This is a genomic window from Streptomyces albus subsp. albus (genome assembly GCF_000725885.1).
Classification (GTDB): domain Bacteria; phylum Actinomycetota; class Actinomycetes; order Streptomycetales; family Streptomycetaceae; genus Streptomyces; species Streptomyces albus.
In genome coordinates, this window is record NZ_JODR01000024.1 from 15,799 (window position 1) to 35,224 (window position 19,426).

At 69.4% G+C, this 19,426-nt stretch carries 14 protein-coding genes and 3 pseudogenes; 14 read left to right on the forward strand and 3 right to left on the reverse strand.

All coding sequences use genetic code 11. From position 1 onward, the window contains the following. Positions 1 to 331 precede the first annotated feature (331 nt). The 8 genes and pseudogenes from IO40_RS0125650 (at position 332) to IO40_RS0125685 (ending at position 9,235) form a co-directional block, all read left to right on the forward strand. Positions 332 to 1,675 (forward strand): class I SAM-dependent RNA methyltransferase, encoded by a 1,344-nt coding sequence (locus tag IO40_RS0125650; RefSeq protein WP_016470310.1) that lies wholly within the window; start codon positions 332 to 334, stop codon positions 1,673 to 1,675. A gap of 650 nt (positions 1,676 to 2,325) precedes the next feature. Continuing rightward, positions 2,326 to 3,060, forward strand: a complete 735-nt coding sequence (cas6e, locus tag IO40_RS0125655; protein WP_031176220.1) for a type I-E CRISPR-associated protein Cas6/Cse3/CasE — start codon at positions 2,326 to 2,328, stop codon at positions 3,058 to 3,060. Positions 3,061 to 3,066: 6 nt separating this feature from the next. Continuing rightward, on the forward strand, positions 3,067 to 4,020 hold the full coding sequence (gene cas1e / locus IO40_RS0125660; RefSeq protein WP_016470313.1) for a type I-E CRISPR-associated endonuclease Cas1e: 954 nt from the start codon (positions 3,067 to 3,069) through the stop codon (positions 4,018 to 4,020). Continuing rightward, positions 4,017 to 4,376: a type I-E CRISPR-associated endoribonuclease Cas2e gene (gene cas2e / locus IO40_RS0125665; protein ID WP_031176221.1), complete on the forward strand. Its 360-nt coding sequence runs from the start codon at positions 4,017 to 4,019 to the stop codon at positions 4,374 to 4,376. Before cas1e ends, cas2e begins: the two co-directional genes overlap by 4 nt. A 574-nt stretch (positions 4,377 to 4,950) precedes the next feature. Next, positions 4,951 to 5,319 (forward strand): hypothetical protein, encoded by a 369-nt coding sequence (locus tag IO40_RS0125670; protein ID WP_031176222.1) that lies wholly within the window; start codon positions 4,951 to 4,953, stop codon positions 5,317 to 5,319. A gap of 403 nt (positions 5,320 to 5,722) precedes the next feature. Continuing rightward, positions 5,723 to 6,612 (forward strand): annotated as a pseudogene (locus tag IO40_RS39900) (transporter). 452 nt (positions 6,613 to 7,064) lie between these two features. Next, positions 7,065 to 8,747, forward strand: a complete 1,683-nt coding sequence (locus IO40_RS0125680) for a restriction endonuclease fold toxin-2 domain-containing protein (protein ID WP_031176223.1) — start codon at positions 7,065 to 7,067, stop codon at positions 8,745 to 8,747. A gap of 32 nt (positions 8,748 to 8,779) precedes the next feature. After that, positions 8,780 to 9,235 carry a hypothetical protein gene (locus IO40_RS0125685; protein WP_051719313.1) on the forward strand — a complete coding sequence of 152 codons (456 nt, stop codon included), beginning with the start codon at positions 8,780 to 8,782 and terminating at the stop codon, positions 9,233 to 9,235. 264 nt (positions 9,236 to 9,499) lie between these two features. Here the strand turns inward: IO40_RS0125685 and IO40_RS39050 are convergent, their stop codons facing one another. Together IO40_RS39050 and IO40_RS39905 are read right to left on the reverse strand one after the other, a co-directional pair. Then, entirely contained in the window at positions 9,500 to 9,643 is a 144-nt protein-coding gene (locus IO40_RS39050; RefSeq protein WP_234336589.1) for a hypothetical protein, read from the reverse strand. 102 nt (positions 9,644 to 9,745) lie between these two features. After that, positions 9,746 to 9,871: pseudogene (locus IO40_RS39905) on the reverse strand (hypothetical protein); the annotation flags it as partial. Here IO40_RS39905 and IO40_RS37755 point away from each other — a divergent pair. From IO40_RS37755 to IO40_RS0125705, 3 genes and pseudogenes are all read left to right on the forward strand, one after another. Further along, positions 9,850 to 10,299, forward strand: a complete 450-nt coding sequence (locus tag IO40_RS37755; protein ID WP_135567297.1) for a hypothetical protein — start codon at positions 9,850 to 9,852, stop codon at positions 10,297 to 10,299. The pseudogene IO40_RS39905 and the gene IO40_RS37755 overlap by 22 nt on opposite strands. 881 nt (positions 10,300 to 11,180) lie before the next feature. Further along, a pseudogene (locus tag IO40_RS0125700) lies at positions 11,181 to 11,408 on the forward strand (type II toxin-antitoxin system death-on-curing family toxin); the annotation flags it as partial. A gap of 478 nt (positions 11,409 to 11,886) precedes the next feature. Further along, positions 11,887 to 12,942, forward strand: coding sequence for a beta family protein (locus IO40_RS0125705; RefSeq protein ID WP_031176226.1), 1,056 nt, complete (start codon positions 11,887 to 11,889; stop codon positions 12,940 to 12,942). A gap of 47 nt (positions 12,943 to 12,989) precedes the next feature. Here the strand turns inward: IO40_RS0125705 and IO40_RS0125710 are convergent, their stop codons facing one another. After that, complete coding sequence (locus IO40_RS0125710) at positions 12,990 to 16,754, reverse strand: AAA domain-containing protein (protein ID WP_078659787.1); 3,765 nt, start codon at positions 16,752 to 16,754, stop codon at positions 12,990 to 12,992. Positions 16,755 to 16,857: 103 nt separating this feature from the next. Between IO40_RS0125710 and bla the strand changes: the two genes are divergently transcribed. The 3 genes from bla to IO40_RS0125725 all read left to right on the forward strand — a co-directional run bounded on the left by bla (position 16,858) and on the right by IO40_RS0125725 (position 19,371). Further along, complete coding sequence (gene bla, locus IO40_RS0125715; RefSeq protein ID WP_016470328.1) at positions 16,858 to 17,781, forward strand: class A beta-lactamase; 924 nt, start codon at positions 16,858 to 16,860, stop codon at positions 17,779 to 17,781. A gap of 166 nt (positions 17,782 to 17,947) precedes the next feature. Beyond that, positions 17,948 to 18,625 (forward strand): hypothetical protein, encoded by a 678-nt coding sequence (locus tag IO40_RS38305; RefSeq protein WP_016470329.1) that lies wholly within the window; start codon positions 17,948 to 17,950, stop codon positions 18,623 to 18,625. After that, positions 18,622 to 19,371 (forward strand): YkgJ family cysteine cluster protein, encoded by a 750-nt coding sequence (locus IO40_RS0125725; protein ID WP_016470330.1) that lies wholly within the window; start codon positions 18,622 to 18,624, stop codon positions 19,369 to 19,371. The genes IO40_RS38305 and IO40_RS0125725 overlap by 4 nt, the downstream gene beginning before the upstream one ends. Positions 19,372 to 19,426 lie beyond the last annotated feature (55 nt).

Below are 19,426 nucleotides of genomic sequence, written 5' to 3' on the forward strand. Positions count from 1 at the left end.
GGCCGGCCTCCCGGCAGGGGCCGGCCGCCCGGCGCAGGGCGGCTGCCCGGCAGAGGCCGGCCTCCCGGCAGGGGCCGGCCGCCCGGCGCAGGGCGGCTGACTGTCCAGCACAGGCCGACTGCCCCGCGCAGGGCGGACAGGGCGGACAGGGCGGACGGGGCGGATAGGGCGGATAGGGCGGGCAGGGGGACAGGACGGACAGGGGACGACGGTGGGGGCTGTCCCACCGGCCAAGTAGACTCGGCGGCTGCGGTCGTCCGCGACGTCCTTCCGGTTCCGAGCCGACTGCCCGGCCCGGCGCCACACCCCCGTCACCTGGAGTCACCCCCTCATGCCCGAAGCCAGCGCGTCCGAGCAGCCCGCTCCCTCCCTGGTGGGAGAGGAGTACGAGGTCGAGATCGGCCCGGTGGCGCACGGCGGCCACTGCGTCGCCCGCACCGAGCGGGGACAGGTGCTGTTCGTACGCCACACGCTGCCGGGCGAGCGGGTCGTCGCCCGAGTGACCGAGGGCCGCACCGACTCCCGCTTCCTGCGCGCCGACGCCGTACGGGTGATCGAGCCCGCCAAGGACCGCATCGAGGCGCCGTGCCCCTTCTCCGGCCCCGGCCGCTGCGGCGGCTGCGACTGGCAGCACGTCAAGCCAGGCGCCCAGCGCCGCCTCAAGGCCGAGGTGCTGACCGAACAACTGGCGCGGCTCGCCGGGATGACCCCCGAGGACGTCTCCTGGGACGGCACGGTGGAGCCCGCCCCCGGCGACAAGGTCGCCCCCGGCGAGGTGCCGGCGTGGCGCACCCGTGTCCACTACACCATCGACGCCGAGGGCCACCCCGGGCTGCTCAAGCACCGCTCCCACGAGGTGCAGCGCATCGACCACTGCCTGATCGCCGCGCCCGGCGTGGACGAACTGGGCATCGAGACCCGCACCTGGCCGCAGATCGCCTCCGTCGACGCCATCGCCGCCACCGGTTCGGGCGACCGCCAGGTCGTCCTCACCCCGCGGCCCGGTGGACGCCTCCCCCTGGTGGAGCTGAACCGCGAGGTCTCCGTCCTGCGCGTCGGCGAGAAGGACCGCGCGGTGCACCGCGTGCACGGCCGCGACTTCGTCCGCGAACGCGCGGACGACCGCACCTGGCGCGTCGGCGAGGGCGGCTTCTGGCAGGTCCACCCGCAGGCCGCCGAACTCCTCGTGGACGCCGTGATGCGCGGCCTCACCCCGCGCAAGGGCGAGACCGCCATCGACCTGTACTGCGGAGTCGGCCTGTTCGCCGGCGCGCTCGCCGACCGCGTCGGCGAGAAGGGTGCCGTCCTCGGCATCGAGTCGGGCAAGCGCGCGGTGGCCGACGCCCGCAAGAACCTCGCGGACTTCCCCCGTGTCCGCATCGAACAGGGCAAGGTCGAGAAGGTCCTGCCGCGCACCGGCATCACCGAGGCCGATCTGGTCGTCCTCGACCCGCCCCGCACCGGCGCGGGCCGCGGCATCGTCGAGTCGGTGGCGGCACTGGGCCCCCGCCGCATCGCCTACGTCGCCTGCGACCCGGCCGCCCTCGCCCGCGACCTCGCCTACTTCACCCGAGCCGGCTACCGCCCCCGCTTCCTGCGCGCCTTCGATCTGTTCCCGATGACGCACCACATGGAGTGCGTCGCCATCCTCGAACCGGCCGCGAAGGACGCCTGAACTGCGGTTTTGTGCGTGCGCGTTATGTGCGGTACGGGCGTTACGGGCGATATCTTGACGCTGAAATGACGCTCGTGACGCTCATTTGACGCTCGTTCTGATGGGGTGTCAGGCGCCTTGTCGGGCAGGTCAGACCCTGTCGAGGTGGCGAGCATCGACGGGGCGCCGAGGGCAGACGACGCTGAGCGCAGACCCACTGAGTCGTGCTGATCAGATGTCGCGGAAGAGACCAGTGAAGGCGGTGACCGCAGTGATGAGTGGCTGATGCCTGCTGACCTGCGCGAATGACCTTTCAGCTGTTTCATGTGCGTGCCGGTTGATGGGGCCGGAAGTCCCAGAGGGCTCCCTCTGCTGACGGGTGCCTTTCGGCTTGCACGGCAGCACGGGCAGTCGGACGGCCTCGTTGTCAGCGAGGGTGGTGGAGCGCAGCCGCGCGAAGTTGAAGCCGTGGCATGCAGGTCCCGGAAACGGCGCTCGGCGATGGCGGACAGCGCCTGTTCGCCCCGGTGCGTCTTGTCCTCGATGTTCCAGCCGCGCAGCGCGTCACCATGCGCCCTCCAGCGGCGCAAGCGGTTCCGCAAGGACACCGTGCTGATCGTGCACCCGCTCCGGCAGGGCGACGCACCACCAAGCTTTCCGGAGACGAGCTGATGTACCTGACCCGCTTCCGCCTCAACACCGGCCGCTCCGGCACACACAGACTCCTCGCCTCCCCGCACCAGATGCACGGGGCGGTGAACATGTCCTTCCCCACCGCACCACCACGCGAGGACGGCGGCGGCCCACGCGTCCTGTGGCGCGTCGACCACGCACCTGCCGGGCGAGCCGACCTGTTCATCGTCAGCCCACAACGCCCCGACCTGACCCACCTGGTCGAACAGGCAGGATGGCCGACCCTGGACGAGCCCGGGTGGACCACCTACGCCTACGGAGACTTCCTGGACCGGCTCACAGCGGGGGACACCTGGAGCTTCCGCCTCACCGCCAACCCCGTGCAGCACATCCGGAAACCCTCGGACCCGAACACCCCCAGAAAACGCACCGCCCACCTCACTCTCAGGCACCAAGTGCGGTGGCTGCTCAAACGGCAGGAGAAAGCCGGTTTCGAAATCCTCCGCAAACCCGCCGGCCGGCGCCTGCTGCCCGGACAGAAAGACGACCCCGGTGATGAGCACGAAGTGATCGTGCACAACAAGGTGCCCCACCAGTTCCGCAAAGGCGACGCCCCCCGGAACGCCAAGACCGACGTGCGGCTCGTCCGCGTCACCTACGACGGCCGGCTGCGCATCACCGACCCCGACGCCCTCCGCCGCACCCTCACCTGCGGCCTGGGCAAAGCCAAAGCCTACGGCTGCGGCCTGATGACCCTCGCTCCCGAACAGTGACCCACCATGACCACCATCAGCCGCCGGACAACCTCCACACCCCGCGAACTCACCCGCGTCGGTGACCGCATCTCCTTCGTCTACCTGGAGCGGTGCACCGTCCACCGCGACGACAACGCCATCACCGCCACCGACACCGACGGCGTCACCCACATCCCCGCGGCAACCATCGGCACCCTTCTGCTGGGACCCGGCACCCGCATCACCCACCAGGCCATGTCCGTCCTCGGCGAATGCGGCGCAGGCGTGGCGTGGGTCGGCGAACACGGCGTGCGCTTCTACGCCGCCGGCCGCGCCCTCACCCGCTCCTCCGCCCTGGCCGAAGCCCAGGCCACCGCATGGGCCAACCGGCGCACCCGGCTGGATGTCGCCCGCGCCATGTACCGGCTGCGCTTCCCCGACGACGACCCCGCCGGACGCACCCGCCAAGAACTCCTCAACATGGAGGGCCGCCGGGTCAAGGAGTGCTATCGCCGGGAATCCGCACGCACTGGCGTGCCCTGGCGGCGCCGCGAGTACCACCACGGCGACTTCTCCGCAGGCGACGTACCCAACCAGGCCGTGACGGCAGCAGCCCAGTGCATGTACGGCATCGCCCACGCGGTCGTCACCGCCCTGGGCTGCTCACCCGCCCTCGGCTTCGTCCACTCCGGGCACGAACGCTCCTTCGTCCTGGACATCGCCGACCTGTACAAGACCGACATCGCCATCCCCGCAGCGTTCGAAGCGGCAGCCCACGGCAGCGACGACGTCGCCACCCGCACCCGACGCGCCCTACGCGACCGCATCAACAGCACCGCCCTCCTCGACCGCTGCGTCCGTGACATCAAACACGTCCTCAACTACGAGGAACGAAGCTCCACCCGTGCCGAACCCGACGCCGACCGCATGACTGTCCAGACCGACGGCGACGTCCACATCGACAGCGGACGCAACCACGGAGAAGAGCCCCTCTGGTGACCGTCATCATCCTCACCACCTGCCCCGCCGGACTCCGCGGTTTCCTCACCCGCTGGCTTCTCGAACTCTCACCCGGCGTCTTCCTCGGTGCCCCCTCCGCCCGCATCCGGAGCATCCTGTGGGACGAAGTCCGCCAGTACGCCGGGCAAGGCCGCGCACTCCTCGCCTACCAGACCGACAACGAACAAGGCTTCGCCTTCGAAACCCACAGCCACCCCTGGCACCCCATCGACCACGAGGGACTCACCCTCCTCCACCGCCCCACCACCACCCCCAGTGCGCCGGCTGCCGCTCCCGATACCCCACCGCGAGGCTGGAGCAAGGCAGCCCAACGCCGCCGCTTCCGACGCACATAACCCGCCCAGAAACAGATGCCCCATATGCCCGACTCGGCGAAAGTGAGTAAAACCCGCCCCCACCCGCAGTAAAACCCCACGTCGCGCCCTGTGCTCCCCGCGCCCGCGGGGATGGTCCCCACATACGGCCGTACTTCGCGCGTTACAACGTGTGCTCCCCGCGCCCGCAGGTTTGGTCCCACGAGGCACGGATGGGCTCCGCCCAGTACGTGGTGCTCCCCGCGCCCGCACGGGGGAGGGCTTAGCCGTCGCTGCGTGGCTCGGTCCTCCGAGGCGACCGCTACCGTCGCCTCCTTCTTTCTGCTCTCACCGGCTCCCGTCCTGCGGTTCTGAGGGCGAGGCGGTGCAGCTGGAGTCCTCTGCGTCCTCAATCGCCGAGTGGCCTCGCGGCCCCGGTAGCCGGCGCTCGCGTTTGGTGCCGCTTGCTACGTGGGCCGGTATTGATCGGCCCGTGCGCGAGAGGCAGGGGCCCATGCGCGCACGGGCTAACGAGGTGATATCCCCTCTACCCTTCTCGTTGGCAATTGGAAACTTCCGTCAGGGTCCGTCTTCGACAGGGGGTGCACCGGGGTCCGTGAAGTACACCGCGCTCGGGGAGCGGATCAAGCAACTGCGGGGCCGGATCATCCAGAACGCCCTGGGCTTCCTGTCCGAAGCGCTTCGGGTCGCCCGCGCATCTGGGATGCCGGGGAAACACCCCGACGAAGCCGTTGTCGTGCTGGACGATGACCACGTGGGCGTCCTGTCGCGGATAATCCACGATCACGCACCGCTCGGCGTCACCATCACGGAGCGGAACCTGGTCGAGGAGATCGACCAGGTGGTCACCCAGACCCTCGTCCGGTCACGGAACAACGCCGACGACCGGAAGCGCGGCGTCCGCCGCGCCATCGCCGCGGTCTTCCGCCGGTACGTGCTGAAGCCGGTTGGGGGAGCCGTATGACTCTACTGTCCCTGCATCGAAGCCCACTACCTGGTTGATTGACGAGAGTACGGGGAGGCCCAGCGCGCAGGGCGCCTGCCGGGCCTCATAACGCAGGGCGCCTGCACTCCGCAGGCTGGGAGGAGTGCTGCTCTTCAAATTGAGGCGGGCGTTGAGAAGGCGCCTGCTCCATCCACTGAGCTACGGGGACTGACCTGCGGAAACGCGTCTTCCTCCTGTGGTCCTCCGAGTCGTGGGGGACGTATGGGGGAAGCGCGACCCCTCGGGGGCTCGGGGGCATACGTGCCTCCTGGTACGAGCGTAGGCAGGCTCTCACACCATCTTCACGTCCCCCCCCCGGCCTTCTGCGGAAACAATCCGGCCCCTGACCGGTGTTGGAGCCCTCCGAGCCGAGGAGGGGAAGGTGCCGGGCCTGAAGTTGTTCCACACGACCGAGAGCGGCATGACCGAGGTCATGCCGCGTCGTGCTGAGGCCGAGGCGGACGTGCAGCGCCTTGTCGAGGCCCATATGGAGACGCTGCTGGGGGTCCGGCTTCTGGCGAGCGAGTACGTACTCGACTGCCTCGATGGCGGACGGATCGACTCGCTGGGGCTGGATGAGAACAACGCTCCCGTGATCGTCGAGTACAAGCGGGGCACCGATGCCGGAGCGATCAACCAGGGCCTCTACTACATGGCCTGGCTCATGTCCCACAGGGGAGCCTTCCGGCGGCTGGTCCGCGACCGGCTCGGGGCCTCCGCCGCATCCCGGATCCTGTGGAGCGCACCGCGGTTGATCTGCGTGGCCGGCGACTTCACCCGCTATGACGCACACGCTGTCCGCGAGCACCGGCACAACATCGATCTCGTCCGTTACCGGTACTTCGGTAGCGAGCACTTCGGCCTGGAGACTGTGGCCTCGGCCACCGGTGTTCCGGGCGTCGGCAAGCGGAGCCGCGATGCGCGACCGGGTCCTCTTCCAGCCTGAGGCCGGGCGGCACGGTGGCCGGGTTGGCCGAGGCGGTCGACCGGGCACTGCTCGGTCTGGGAGACGGTGTCACCAGGGTCCGGCGCCGGCAGTACACCGCCTACCGGCGGTTGCGGAACCTCGCCTGCGTCTGCCCGCCGCAGCGGACCAAGCTCCTCGTCTACCTGAAGGCCGATCCTGACAAGGTCGGCCTGGTCCCGGGCTTCACCCGGGACGTGACAGGGCTGGGCCACCACGGCACAGGCGAGCTGGAGGTGCAGCTGCGCACCGAGCGGGCTCTGGAGCGTGCGATGGAGCTGTTCCGTGTCAGCCATGCAGCGGCTTGACCGGTGCTTCTTCCGCGGTGGGCGCTGCGCGCGAGGTGGTGTGTCCTTGAAGCGGTTCCTTCCGGTGTGGCGTGCAGAAAATGGCGGTGGAGTACCGGCGGTGCGAGGAATTTCCCGGTTTGGCCAACCGGGGAATTCGTGTTAAGCAGCCGTACCCCGGGACCAAACCCGACGCACCACCCATCTGACGGGCCGCGAGCTGCGCACCCTCCCTGCTTTCCATCACCGTACGCGGCAGACAGGTTGGTGAAGGCCCACCTTCGTCACCGGCAGCCCGACGGGAAATCGACGTGAACTCGCTTGTCGAGGGGGAGGCGAGCCGACGACGGACGGATCGTCCGCACCTGGCCCCATGTGCAACCGCCACCAATCCAGCTGCCACGCCCGTAACCACGTCGCTACACTCGGAAGTTCTTGCGAACCGGGGGAGAGGTACGAGCAGGGGGCGGTGCGTGTCGTTCGAGGAGGAGTGGGCTCAGCACAAAGAGGCGGGGGCACAACGGGCCGTTCAGATGCGGCTCAATCAGACACCTGACGGTGACTACCGTCCCGGCAGGCAGGAGCCGCCGGGACGGAAAGAGCAGCTGAGAATAACGACAGGGCAGCTGATCGACTCCTCCTGGGGGATGCTTCAGCTGCGTGACCTGACGTACAACGGGCTGGACGCGCTTGTCATGGAGTTGTCGGAGCAGCGCGGTATGGCGGGGGACGACGATGCGGGCAACGCTTTCGCGACCGGCTACAACAAGGCGGCGCGTACCGTTGTGGACAAGCTCAGCTTCGTCTCCTTGGTGATGAGCGGCGGTGCCGGGGCTCTGCTCGATACTGCTGTGGAGTTCCTCAAGAACGAGGACGACACCGCCAGGCGGCTGCTCCAGGCTACGGACAGCCCTTCCATGGGGGTCGCGCCACAGCCGTCTCCCATGGATTGCAGCCCTCGGCCCAGCCGCAGCGGGGAGGAACTGCCCGAGATTACGGGCGAGACGGGTAAGTGGGACCGTTGGGTCGAAAACGACAAGTTCCGCGGAGACCCTGGCAAGCTCCGCAGAGTGGCCGGAACGTGGCGTGCGGCGCAACGGCTGCTCGTCGATGCCTTTCATGAGGCGCAGGGGTGCTGGTACGGAGCCAATCTCGGCCAGGAGGGTCTTACCGCCGACGCCATCGAGAAGTTCTTCAAGAGGTTCATCGGCCAGGACAGCGAACCTCCCGACACGGTCTCGGAGGATACGGAGCTGATGGCCAACCTTCCGGCAGCATGCGCCACTCTCGCAAAGGCATGTGACGCCTACGCCGACCACATCGAAAGCTGCCGCGGACAGGAAGCGCTGGACCGTGACCCACTCCTCGGCGGGGGTTCGTGGAACCCCTTGGACAACCCTCGTTGGGGCGGCAACGGAGAGGACGGCGGCCTCCACGACAAGGTCTCCGGCGACGCGGCAATCACCCGGCTCGCGCATGTGGCACCTGCCTTGGACCACTCCCAGAAGCGGGTGGTCATTCCGCGCCCCGATCCCGGGCCGTCGCTGCCCGGACTCCCCGGCTTCCCCCTCCCCCTGGTCCGCGTCCCCACCCTGGTGCCGGCCGCCGCTTTCGGCGCTCCGAAACCTGGAGAGCCCCGCCGCCCGCCAATAGGCCCGCCCAACCCGCCGGACCCCCGCTTCCCTCGGCTTTCACCCGGCGAACAGAAGAACTTCCGCACCTGGTTGCAGTCGTTGAATGAAGGCCACATCTCGGGCGGAAAGCCTGCGGAGGTCGCCTACCAGAAGAGGATTGCTGGTTACCCCGAGTATGAAGTGCCGATCCCGAAAGGGATCAGTCCCCGGAGCACTCTCATGGTGGACGGCTTCCGGGCGACGGACGGTATGGCGGTCGAGGCCAAGTTCGTGAACAGACCTGATGAGCCGTGCTACCGGAGAGTGGAAGACCTGCGAAAGAGTCACAACGACGGGAAGAAGGACTTCCTCTACGAGAAGGACCGTGTGGAACTACGGAGGTACGCTGCGGCACTGGGGGACCCGCGCAACAAGGAGATGAGGGGAGTCGAGACGGTGACCAACAACAGAGAGTCTGCCCCCTACTGGCGTGTGATGATGGCGGCCTATGGCGTCAAAGGCTACGCGCGATACGTGCCTTGAGTAGAAATGCAGCGAACAGTGGAGGTGCTCCTATGCCAGAGATCGATGTCACCCAGCTCCGCACCATGTACGTCTTCAGCCCCGAACGCAGTGAAGAGTGGGACGGGTTTTTCGAGCAACTTCCCGAGGCGCTTCAGGAACGAAGAGCTGGGGAGTTCGTGCGCGTTGACCGGTACGATTCAGGGCCGGGGCCGCTCGGAACATGGATGACTTTCGGGTTCACTCTGGACCAGGAGATTTTCGAATGCAGCGCTCGGCCCTCCCCTCCGGGCGTGGCGATCAAAGAAGCGACGTCAGCAGATGCAGCCACCTTCGTCACGTGGCTTCGTAGTCGCGTCGTGCCGACAGAAGCGTCTCTCACCTTCAATACCGAGTGGGGACTGGAGGAGGACATCCCTGATCAAGAACTGTCCCACGCCTCGCCTTCTGATGCTGTCCATCTGTTCGAGGAACATCTGCGGGAAGTAGTCGTGACAACCGACGAATAGGTGCCCGCAGGAGGCCGCCCGGAGACCAGCCCCCATATCTCGTGTCATTCTCGGGAGTTCATACCCTTCCACCCGAACCGAACAATCCCGCTCGGAAGGATGGCGTCTCGGCCAGAAGCGAGCAGTTGCTCCGTGCTCGGGTGAAGATTCTGCGCTGTCGCCTGTGCGTCAGCTGTGGACGGTCGGTTGACTTTCAGCGCATCCCATGGCGTGATCGACGTCTCCTTCGGCCTCATCGATGCAGTTGGCGCATTGGTGGCCTCCTCAGGTGGGTATCGGGCGGGTCGGGGACTGGGCGGCGTGGGCGTCGAACTCCACGCCGCCGCTGTTGCCGGGCGCGCTCCAGCGCATCCGGCGATCGTCGACGGCGGGTGTCCAGTCGGTGTCGCCCAGGGCGCGGATGGTCACAGCGACGGCTTTCGCGGTGAGTGCGCTGTCAGGGGCGGGGGTGTCGCTGTCGGCAAGGCTGGTCAGCAGCGTGTCCAGGAGCTGGGGCGGTGTGGTGGCGGTGGCAGTGGCGTGCCAGAGGCGTTCACCGACGGGTGAGGTGTACTCGGCGATGGTCCAGGCGGTCTCGCGTGGATCAGCGTCGTGGATGAACTCCGGACGCCGGCTTGGCTTTCGAGCACGGCGTATGTGGCGTCGTCCGGGGACGGGCGGTAGCGGTCCCGGTCACGGTGGTCGTCGAGGAAGCGGCCGAGGAGGGCCTCGTGGTCGCCCGGGCCGGCGGTGCGGAAGGTCTCTGGCTGGGGGTCGTGCGGGCGCTGGGCCTTGGCCGGGTGGATGCCCGCTCGCACGAGGCGGGCGGTTTCCTCGGTAGTGGTGGCGGGGGCGGGGCCGGGCCGGACCGCGTCGTCGTGCCGGCGTTTGAAGTCTTCGAGGGCCTCGGCGGGTGTGTCGTAGGTGGTCTCGATGGTCCGGAGATGGTCTTCGCCGTGCAGGTGGACGCTCTTGCCGTTGCGGCAGGTGCCGACCGCGACGGTGGTCCATCCGTCCTCGGCGTGCTGGTGGATGACCAGGCGGCCGGATCCGATGTCGTCGAAGATCTCCTGCGCCTCTGCTGAGACTTCCCGGACCTCGCCACGGGTGCACCAGGGCACGGGGTGGCCGGGATGCCTGCATTTTCCAGGGCCTTGGCCGCCTGTGCGGCGTAGTAGGGCTCCTCGTGGTCGATGCGGGCGAGAATCAGAGTGTCCGGTCCGGTTTCCCGGAATCCGTAGGAGGTGAGTACGCCGTGGGCCAGGACGGTGCCGTTGCCGGTGAGGGTGGCGGTGACGGCGTCGGTGCGCGTGGGGGCCAGGTCGAGATGGATGCGGGCTTCGGACGGAGAGGGCACGGCGGGTGCGGTTCTTCTGTGCGCGGGGTCACAGGCGCGGCTCCTGGCGGAGGGAGCGCGCGGTGGTGGGGAGCGGGTGTGCTGTTGGGGCGGTGGTGCACACGGGAGGCCCGGCCTAGGGAGCGGACGGTTCGCGGGCGTGTCCGGTCGCAGCGGGTGGGGGCTGGGTGGCGCGGGTCCAGCGGGTGCGGGTGGCGGTCAGGTCGGCCAGGGCGCGGCGGCTGCTGAGGCGCATCTGGGGCGGGGTGGTGGCCGCATCGAGGGTGTATGCGTCGATGCGTCGTGCGGCCTGGTGGTACCAGCTCCCGGACGGCGCGTTGAGAGCGCGGCGGCCGTTGCACTCTTCCCCGTCACGGCCAGCGTGTCGTCGGTTCGGGTGCGGGCGGCCTGTCGCGAAGCGCGACGATGAATTGTTTGGCGTGACGCTCGTTTGACGCTCCGGGCTCCCGTACGTGGGACAACCGGCGGACAGATTGCCTCTGACCTGGATTTTTTCCTGCCTCGTCCAGGGCGATCCCTTTCCGATGACGCACCACATGGAGTGCGTCGCGATCCTCGAACTGGCCGCGAAGGACGTCTGAACTGCGGTTTTGTTGTTCGGGTGGGTTGGCTGCGGCACTTCTCCACTCCGTCGCCCGCAATCACGCGCTGATCGACGGCAACAAGCGCACCGCTTGGCTCGCCATGCGCGTCTTCCTGCGGTTCAACGGCGTCAGCGCCGGTACTGTCCCGCCACACGTTTCCATTGCCGGCCCGTTCGTCGAGGAGGTTGCGCAGGACAACATCGATGTACCGGTCATCGCCAAGCGCCTCTCGACCTGGTTCCCCATTTCCTGACGTTCGACGTCCTGCGGTGGGGGACGGAACGCGTTTCTGCAGGCGGTGTCGGCTCTATGCCTTCCGCCGGGTAGAACTGATCCCCTTCTCTTGGGATCCGTTCGTCCAGCGGCTTGATTCGTATGCCTTCGCGAGGCGGAGCAGCGAGTTCGCGCGGTCGCGGAACTGCCGTCCCGGGGGCGAGCCGACCGACGCCCACCGTGCCTTGCGGACTCGGCTGGCTCCCTGCCCATGAATGCCGAGCCTGGACGGGAGCCCGGAGGCGCGAATCCGGTGTAGGCAACCACGGGCCCACCTGACTCGTCCGGTGACCGTTCGCAGCGGGGAGCAGCGGGGAGCGTCGCACCGGGAGATCGCGCTGACGCCCAGCACCGGCACACATCGGCCGGGCAGGCCGAAATCGCGCTCTTCCGTCGGTCGCGGGGTGCACGGATTCTGGGAACAAGGGACCCGCACGGACGGTGCCGAGGGGGCCGCGATGTCCGGACCGCTGTACGTTCCCGTTCTGCCGGCCCGGGCGCACGCGACCGCGGTTTTCGAGCGGTTGTCACGAGACGTCCGGGCCGTGATCAGGCCGTTGTGGAATCTGCCGCCGTTCCCCGGAGGGACCCCGAAGACGCTGGCCACGGCGGTCGGCAAATACGTCGATCCGGCGAGCGCCAAGAGCCGTCACGGTGGCTGGATCGACGCCCCCTTCGGTGAGCAGGACCAGACCGAGGCCCTTGCCGAAGCGCTGTCCGTGTACTGCGAGTTCGGGCTGTTGCGTCCGGTGACGGGACCGGAGAGGGCCGAGGCGCAGCAGACGGCCGCTGTGGTGACGGCCCGGCGTGGTTCGCGCGGCCTGGGAATCCGTGTGCGGGTCACGGGGGAATGGGACGGCCGGTCAGGGGACGACGTGCGGAGTCTGCTGGCCCGGGCCGGACCTGAGCTGCCGTTGGACCTCCTGGTCGACATGGGAGCGGTGCCGAGCGTCCGGTCCGACGCCGGCAAGGAGGCGTTACGCGCCCTTGATGCGCTGATGCCCTTGGCCGACTGGCGGAGTGCCGCCCTGCTCGGAGGAGGCGTTCCCACGGTCACCGCCGACATGCTGGAGGAAGGACCGTGGGAGGAGCCTCGGGGCGACTGGTGGATGTGGCGCGAGGTGCGTACGTCGGGCAGGGCCTACGCCCCGGAGCTCTGTTACGGCGACTACGGGGTGCAGCCCGCCAGTGCTCTCGCACAAGCCCCGGACCCCGGGAGGAAGGGCGCTCCGGCCTGGGGCGTGCTCCGCTACACCACCGAAAGTTCGTACCTCTTGTTCAAAACACTGACCCGGGGACCCGACCGGATCGCCGTCAACCGCGCTGCGGCCCGCCGGATCACCCAGCTGCCCGGCTTCCGGGGAGCGGGGGCCGGACCGGGTGAGCAATGGCTGTGCGAGTGCGCGAACGGCCCGCTCTCGACAGGCGAGGGCACGGGCGGGCCGAAGGAATGGCTGCAGATGGGGAACCTCCAGCACATGACGTATGTCGTACGGAGCCTGACCGACGGCTGAGCGGGCTGCCGCTCCCACAGCCGGGGGCCGGCAGCCCTGTTCGCAACTCAGTCGAACAGCGGGGCCAGTGCGGATCCGCCTCTCATGATGCGCCAGGCGGGCACCCGGACCGTCCGGTTCACCGGGCAGGGCTTGGCCCCGTGCCCTCCGGACGGCAGCCCGGTGAGCAGGTCACCTTGGGCGTGGGCCAGCCGCAGGTGACGGGCGGGTTCCTCACCGGGGCCCGGGCCCGGGTCGATCAGCACTGCCGTGTTCTCCCCGGCGTCGGTGAACAGCAGATCCACCCGGTGACCGCCGACGAGCGCGGCCCGCTCCAGGTCGGTGATGCCTCGCTCGCTCAGGTACTGCTGAAGGCGGTCGGCGAGTTCCTCACGGGCCTCGGCCACCGGGCCTGGCGCGCCCCTCTCGCCGGTGGTGCCGTCATCGCCTGCTCCCAGCGGCGCCGAACGTGCGGCGAGGAGCGCCGGCACGCCGCTCTGCTCCTGCCAGAAGGCACGCGTCCCCACTGTGATCAGCTGTGACTTGGCCCGGGTCACCGCGACGTTCCACAGGTTGACCTGGCTGGCGACCCAGTGCGTCGTCCCCGGCGGTGTGTTGCGCGAGGCCACAGGACTGAGGACCATGACGTCGCGCTCTCCGCCCTGGAAGGTGTGGACGGTGCCGACCCGGACCCGGCTGTCGTCCCGCCACAATTGTGCCAAGGCGTCCTTCTGGGCCCGGAACGGGGTGACCACGCCCACCTTCGCGTCCGGCGGAAGCCCTGCCAGCAGTCCGTCGACAACGCGCCTGACCGTCTCGGCCTCCACCGTGTTCCGCCAGGACCGTCCGCCGCTCCCGCGCGCGGATTCCCCGGACGGTACGTCGACCCAGCCGAGGACCGGCGCGGGATCGGCCGCCCCTGTCGGGTCGTACGCCGGAACCTGCTGCCGCACGTCGGTCAGCACCCGCAGACGGCCTCCGTAGCAGTGGCCGTTGACGACGTCCGCGATCCGGGGATGACAGCGGTAGTGCTCGTCGAGGAGCAGTGCGCTGTCGCCGTGCTGTTCGGCCGCCTGGTACGAGGAGTACAGGTGGTAGGTGAGACGGCGGTGCTCCAGCTGGGCGGCGCTGAGCCCGGCGCGCACCCGTGCCTGCCGCTCCTGCTGCGGTGGCACACCGGGAATGTGCCCGAGCTGCATGGGGTCACCGATGATCAGCGCTCTGCGCGCCCGGAACAGCAGCGGCAGCACCGACGGGATGGAGCACTGGCTCGCCTCGTCGATCACCACGAGATCGAACAGCTTCGGGGTGAGTTCCAGCTGGCGCACCGAATGGGTGCTGACGGCCCAGCCCTTGATGTGTGCCATCAGGTTCTTCTGGCTTCTCTGGAACCCGGACCTGCGGCGGAGTGCCTGGAGCCGCTGGTTCATCAGCGCGGTGGCCCGGGCAAGTGTCTCGGCGGACAGGGCGCGGGACAGTTCCGCCGACAGGTCGGACACCGCCTCCGCCGTCGCCACCCGGGACTCCTTGAGCCCTCCTTCGTCCCATTCCCCGTGCTTGCGGACGAGTTCGCGGACCTCCCGCTCCACGGACACCGCACCGGCCAGGGACTCCAGCAGCTTCGGCGCCGCCGGTCGCTCCTCCCACGGGGGCGATGCCCCGGCCGCGCCCTCGTCGGAGGGTCCCGCCCCCGCCGCGAGCAGCGCGGCCAGCGCGCGCCCGCGCCGCCAGGCTCCCAGTTGCCACCAGCGTGCCCGGGCCGCGCTTCGTGCCTTCTCCGTCCACCGGCTCATCCGTGCCGGGCCGTCCGCGTCCGCGGCCCAGACCCGTTCGAGGAAGGAGATGGGCAGTCCAAGGCCGGCAGCCCGCTCCTCCCGGTCGCGGAGGAGCTCCAGCAGTCGTCGTTCCTCGACGACCCGGTCCGTCGCTTCCGCACGCAGCAGGTCGGCCGCTTTCCGGGTGTTGCGCAACTCGCCGCGAACGGTGGCAGATCCGCGCGGCGGCGCCCCGGGCGGTTCGGCGAGCAGCCGCTCCACTTTGGCTGCCTCCCGCTCCAGTGCCTCCGCGTTGCCTGTCCGCATCAGCAGACCGGGTGCGATCTCGTCGCAGCGCTGCGCGACGACGTCCACGGCCTCGTTGTTCGTGGAAGCAACCAGGACGGACTGCCCCGCAGCCACGCAGGTGGTGACGACTGCCGTGACGACCTTGCTCTTACCCGTGCCGGGCGGCCCTGTCGCCACCGTCAACGGTTGCGTCATCGCGGAGGAGATCACCCGCTCCTGGCTCTCGTTGCACGGTCCCGGGGTGACGGGCATCACCGGGTCCGCCCCGGCCGCGCTCGGTGCCTGCGGGCCGCCGCCGTTCAGCAGCGCCTCCAGAGCCGTGCCCGCGATCTGATCGGCCCGCGAGGAGATTTGCAGCAGATTGTCCACCAACGCCTGCGTGGCCATGGATTCCGCGCCGGAAGGGACCAGGAGTACGGCGGCGTTGTGCGCGCCCGGGCGCAACGCCTGCATGACGGAGTCGCCGCTGAGCGCTGAGGGGTCCAGGGGTTCGAGTTCCGCCATCCCCAGTTTGTTCAGCAACTCCCTGACGGACAGCAGCATCTGGGCGGTGTTGCCCTCCTGCCAGGCCGGCTGCCAGTGCGCCATCAGTTCGGCGGCGTCGTCCGCGTCCAGAAGTTCCGAGACGACACCGCTGTGCAGCGACGGCACACCGCTGGGACGGAGCACGTCCCGGCCATTCTCGTCCGGCGCCAGATCCATCTGCTGGATGAGCAGCGGTGCCACGTCCACCGTCGCGCGCCGCCCGCGTCCCCCGTTCCGCGCGGGCAGAGTGAGCGCCGGGTACCCGTACCAGTACTCCTGCTTGTTCCCGGCCTCGGTGCCCGCCCTGCTCCGTTTGTTCTGTGGTCGCGACAGGGAACCGGGTGCGACGATGTGCGGCCCGCAGCCCGACTGGATGATCTCTTCGCCCTGGGTCAGCAGGAAGTACTTCGAGTCCCGTCCGCTGTCCCGGTCGGGCCGCATCCCGGCTGCGGACTGGGCGGTGAGGCAGTCCGCGTAATACCGCAGCAGCCGCTGGGGGTCCACCCCGTCCCGCTCGTCGGCTTCCGCCGCCTTGCGTGCCTTCAGCAGCGTGGAGGAGCGCCGGCCGGCATCGGTCGTGTCGTCGGGCAACGCGGGGATGTGCACGGGCCGTGCGACCGAGCGGGCGAAGGGGAGGGTCCGGGTCGCCCTGATCGTGGACTTGGTGGGCCGCTGCTCCTCCGGTACGCCCAGGCGGACCATCTGGGTGGTCAGGTAGTGGAAGAGGTCGTCGGGGGTGATCCAGCCGCCCTCCTTGATACGGCCGTTGCGCAGCCCCTCGACGATCTCCCCTGTGAACCGGGAGGTGCCGAGACGGGAGCCGGGCGGCGCCATCGCAGAGGCTGTCTGCAGTGCGTCGGACGCGGTGATGAAGTACACGCCCGTCGGTCGCAGCAGGGTGCTCGGCGCCGGCCGGTCGGGGTCTCCCTCCGGACCCTTGGCGGTCCAGCCCTGGACGACGGACCCGCTGGAGCAGCAGTCCAGCAGCACCAGTTTGGACGCCGCCCGGCAGGACTGGAGCATGCGCTCCAGGAACTCCGCAGGAACGGCCGTACCGGGCAGGTCGGCCGGGTCGGTGTCCCGGGTCAGGAAGTACAGCTGGCCGTCCTGCTCGCAGTACTCGCCGTGCCCGCTGAAGTAGAGCAGCGCGGTCTCACTGGGCTGCCGGGCCTCCAGGAACGTCTCGATGGCGTGCAGCATCTCGGCGCGTGTCGGCTCGGGGGCCATCGCACAGTCGTTGTACATGCCGATCTCGGTGTTCTGCTGTTCTGCTCGCCTCACGCCCTGTGCGGCGAACAGGTGGATCCCTCCGGGCGTTCCCCGTCCGGTTCCTGAAAGGCGTCACACCATGCAGAGTGCTGTCTCCCGTCGTTCCGCGGTCACCATGCTGACCGGGCTCGCGGTGCTGCCCCTGGCCGGGTGCGGTACCGAGGACGCGAAGGACGTTCCGCGCAAGTCGTCCGGTTCTCCCTCGGCGTCCGCTGCCGCCGAGAAGGCGCGGCGCGCTTTCGTCCGGCTTGAGCGGAAGTTCGACGCCCGGCTGGGTGTCTACGCCCTCGACACCGGCAGTCGCCGCTCGATCGCCCACCGGGCGGACGAACGCTTCGCCTACTGTTCCACCTGCAAGGCGTTCCTGGCCGGCACGGTGCTGAAGCGGAACTCCCTGCGCGAGATGGAGAGGCGGGTGCGGGTCCGTCCCCAGGACCTGGAGGGCTACTCGCCCATCGCCCGCAAGCATGTCGGCTCCACCATGTCGCTGCGCGAACTGTGTGACGCGGCCGTCCGTTACAGCGACAACGCGGCGGCCAACCTGCTCTTCCGCGAACTCGGCGGACCCAAGGGACTCCAGGACGCGCTGCGCGATATCGGTGACCGCGTCACACGAGCCGACCGGTACGAGGTCGAGCTCAGTGAGGGCACCCCCGGCGACTCCCGCGACACCAGCACACCCCGTGCCCTGGTAACCGATCTGCGCGCCTTCGTTCTCGGTGACGTTCTCCCCGGCAGGAAGCGGGAGGTGCTCACCGACTGGCTCAAGCGCAACACCACCGGCGACAAGCTCATCCGCGCCGGCGCTCCGCGCGGCTGGGAGGTCGGCGACAAGACCGGCAACGGCGGCTACGGCACCCGCAACGACATCGCCGTCCTGTGGCCTCCCAAGGGGGATCCGATCACGCTCGCGATCATGTCCCGGCGCGACACCAGGGATGCCGAGCACGACGACGCCCTCATCGCCGAGGCCGCCGAAGTGGCCCTCGGCGCCTTGGAGTAGAGGAGTGCGTGCCCACCGTCTCCCCGGGGTCTGCCCGGGCGGCTGGGCGTACACACGATCGACTACGCTGCGCTGGCGACCACCTGGGACGCGCCGGGCCCGTAGCGCCCTGGTGACACCGGTGGAACCGGTCGGCCCCAGGACACGGATGTAAGGGGAGCAAGGTTTGACAGCGGACAGCACCCCGAGTACCGACGGCGAGTGGCAGTCCTTGCGCGCGAAGCAGCTCTGTTACCGCGGGCCGCGCCTGGTCACCGGCGCGGACATCGTCCGGATCTCGCGGACGCTCGCCCTGGAGCCGTGGCACTTCACGCAGACCGCCCCGGCCGCCGCCAACGACCCGACCGGGGTCGTCCTGGACAACGCGCGGCGCCGGGTGAACGTCAGGATCGCGAACGCCGCGCACGGTTGTGTCTTCCACGTCCGCACCCTGGAGGGCACCGGACGCTGCGGTCTGGGCGAGCTGGCGCCCGTCTCCTGCCGGATGTTCCCCGCCGTCCCCGGCCGCACCGCCGGTGTCGGCGGCGACGGCACGCCGGACGCGGCGGCGGACGGCGGAGAGGATGTCGTGCAGGACGATGCCGCGCAGGGTGACGCGGCGGGGGACGCCGGCGACAGCGCGCCGGGGCGGCCCGGGTATCCGCTCGATGCGGCGGGGCTGGCGTGGGCGGAGCGGCGGTGGGCCGCCGACCGCGACCACTGGTTCGAGACCGTCGCGCGCTGGAACGCCCTGGTGGAGAAGGCCGAGGAGTCGCCCGGCATCGTGGACTTCCAGCGCTATCTGCTGGAGGCGCAAGCGGCCCGTGAGGCCGGTACCCCCTGGCCCGAGGAGGTCGTCGGATGAGCGGCTCGGGAGCCAATCTCGCCGGTTGCGCGTCCTGCAAGGGCCGCTGCTGCCGGGAGTACACCGTCAATGTGACCGTCGCCGACATCCGCAGGCTGGCCACCGGAATGGCTCTCCACCCCCGGGAGTTCGTCGCCCTCAAGGAGAAGGACGACGGTGACTTCCGGCTCCGGCCGGGCGGCCCGAAGTTCGATCTCCGTCTCAAGCACCGGCCGGTGACCGAGGGGTGCGTGTTCCTGATGGAGATAGCCCCCGGTCACGCACGCTGCGGTGCGTACGCACACCGTCCGCGGGTGTGCGCCAACTTCCCCGCCGCGCTGATCGGGAACACCGTGACCATCCGTTCCGACACCCTGTGCGGCGGTTCGGACTCGTGGAACCTCACGGCGATGGATCTGCCCGCCCTGCGGGCGAACATCATGCGCAACAAGGCCGCCTGGCGCGAGCATCTGCGGATCGCCGAGCAGTGGAACGCCCGGGTCGAGGGTGGCTGGCGGACGCGGTCGGAGGACGAGCTCTTCGCGTTCATCCTCACGGCGGAGCAACAGGATTCGGCGGAGCGGTCAGCGTCATCGGAGCCGTCAGCGCCGTCGGAGCAGCCTGAGCAGCCGAAGCCGGCGGAAGACGCCGACATCCCCGGCCGGCCGGGGGAGGACGCGGGCCAAGGTGGTGCCGCCGGGGAGGCGGCCGGCACTGCCGTCGCCGGCGGTCAGGACGTCGGCGATCCCGCGCAGACCTCCGCCTGAGCCACCGGGTCCCCGGCCGCCCCGGGGAGTGCGCGCCCGTCCGCTGACGCGCGCT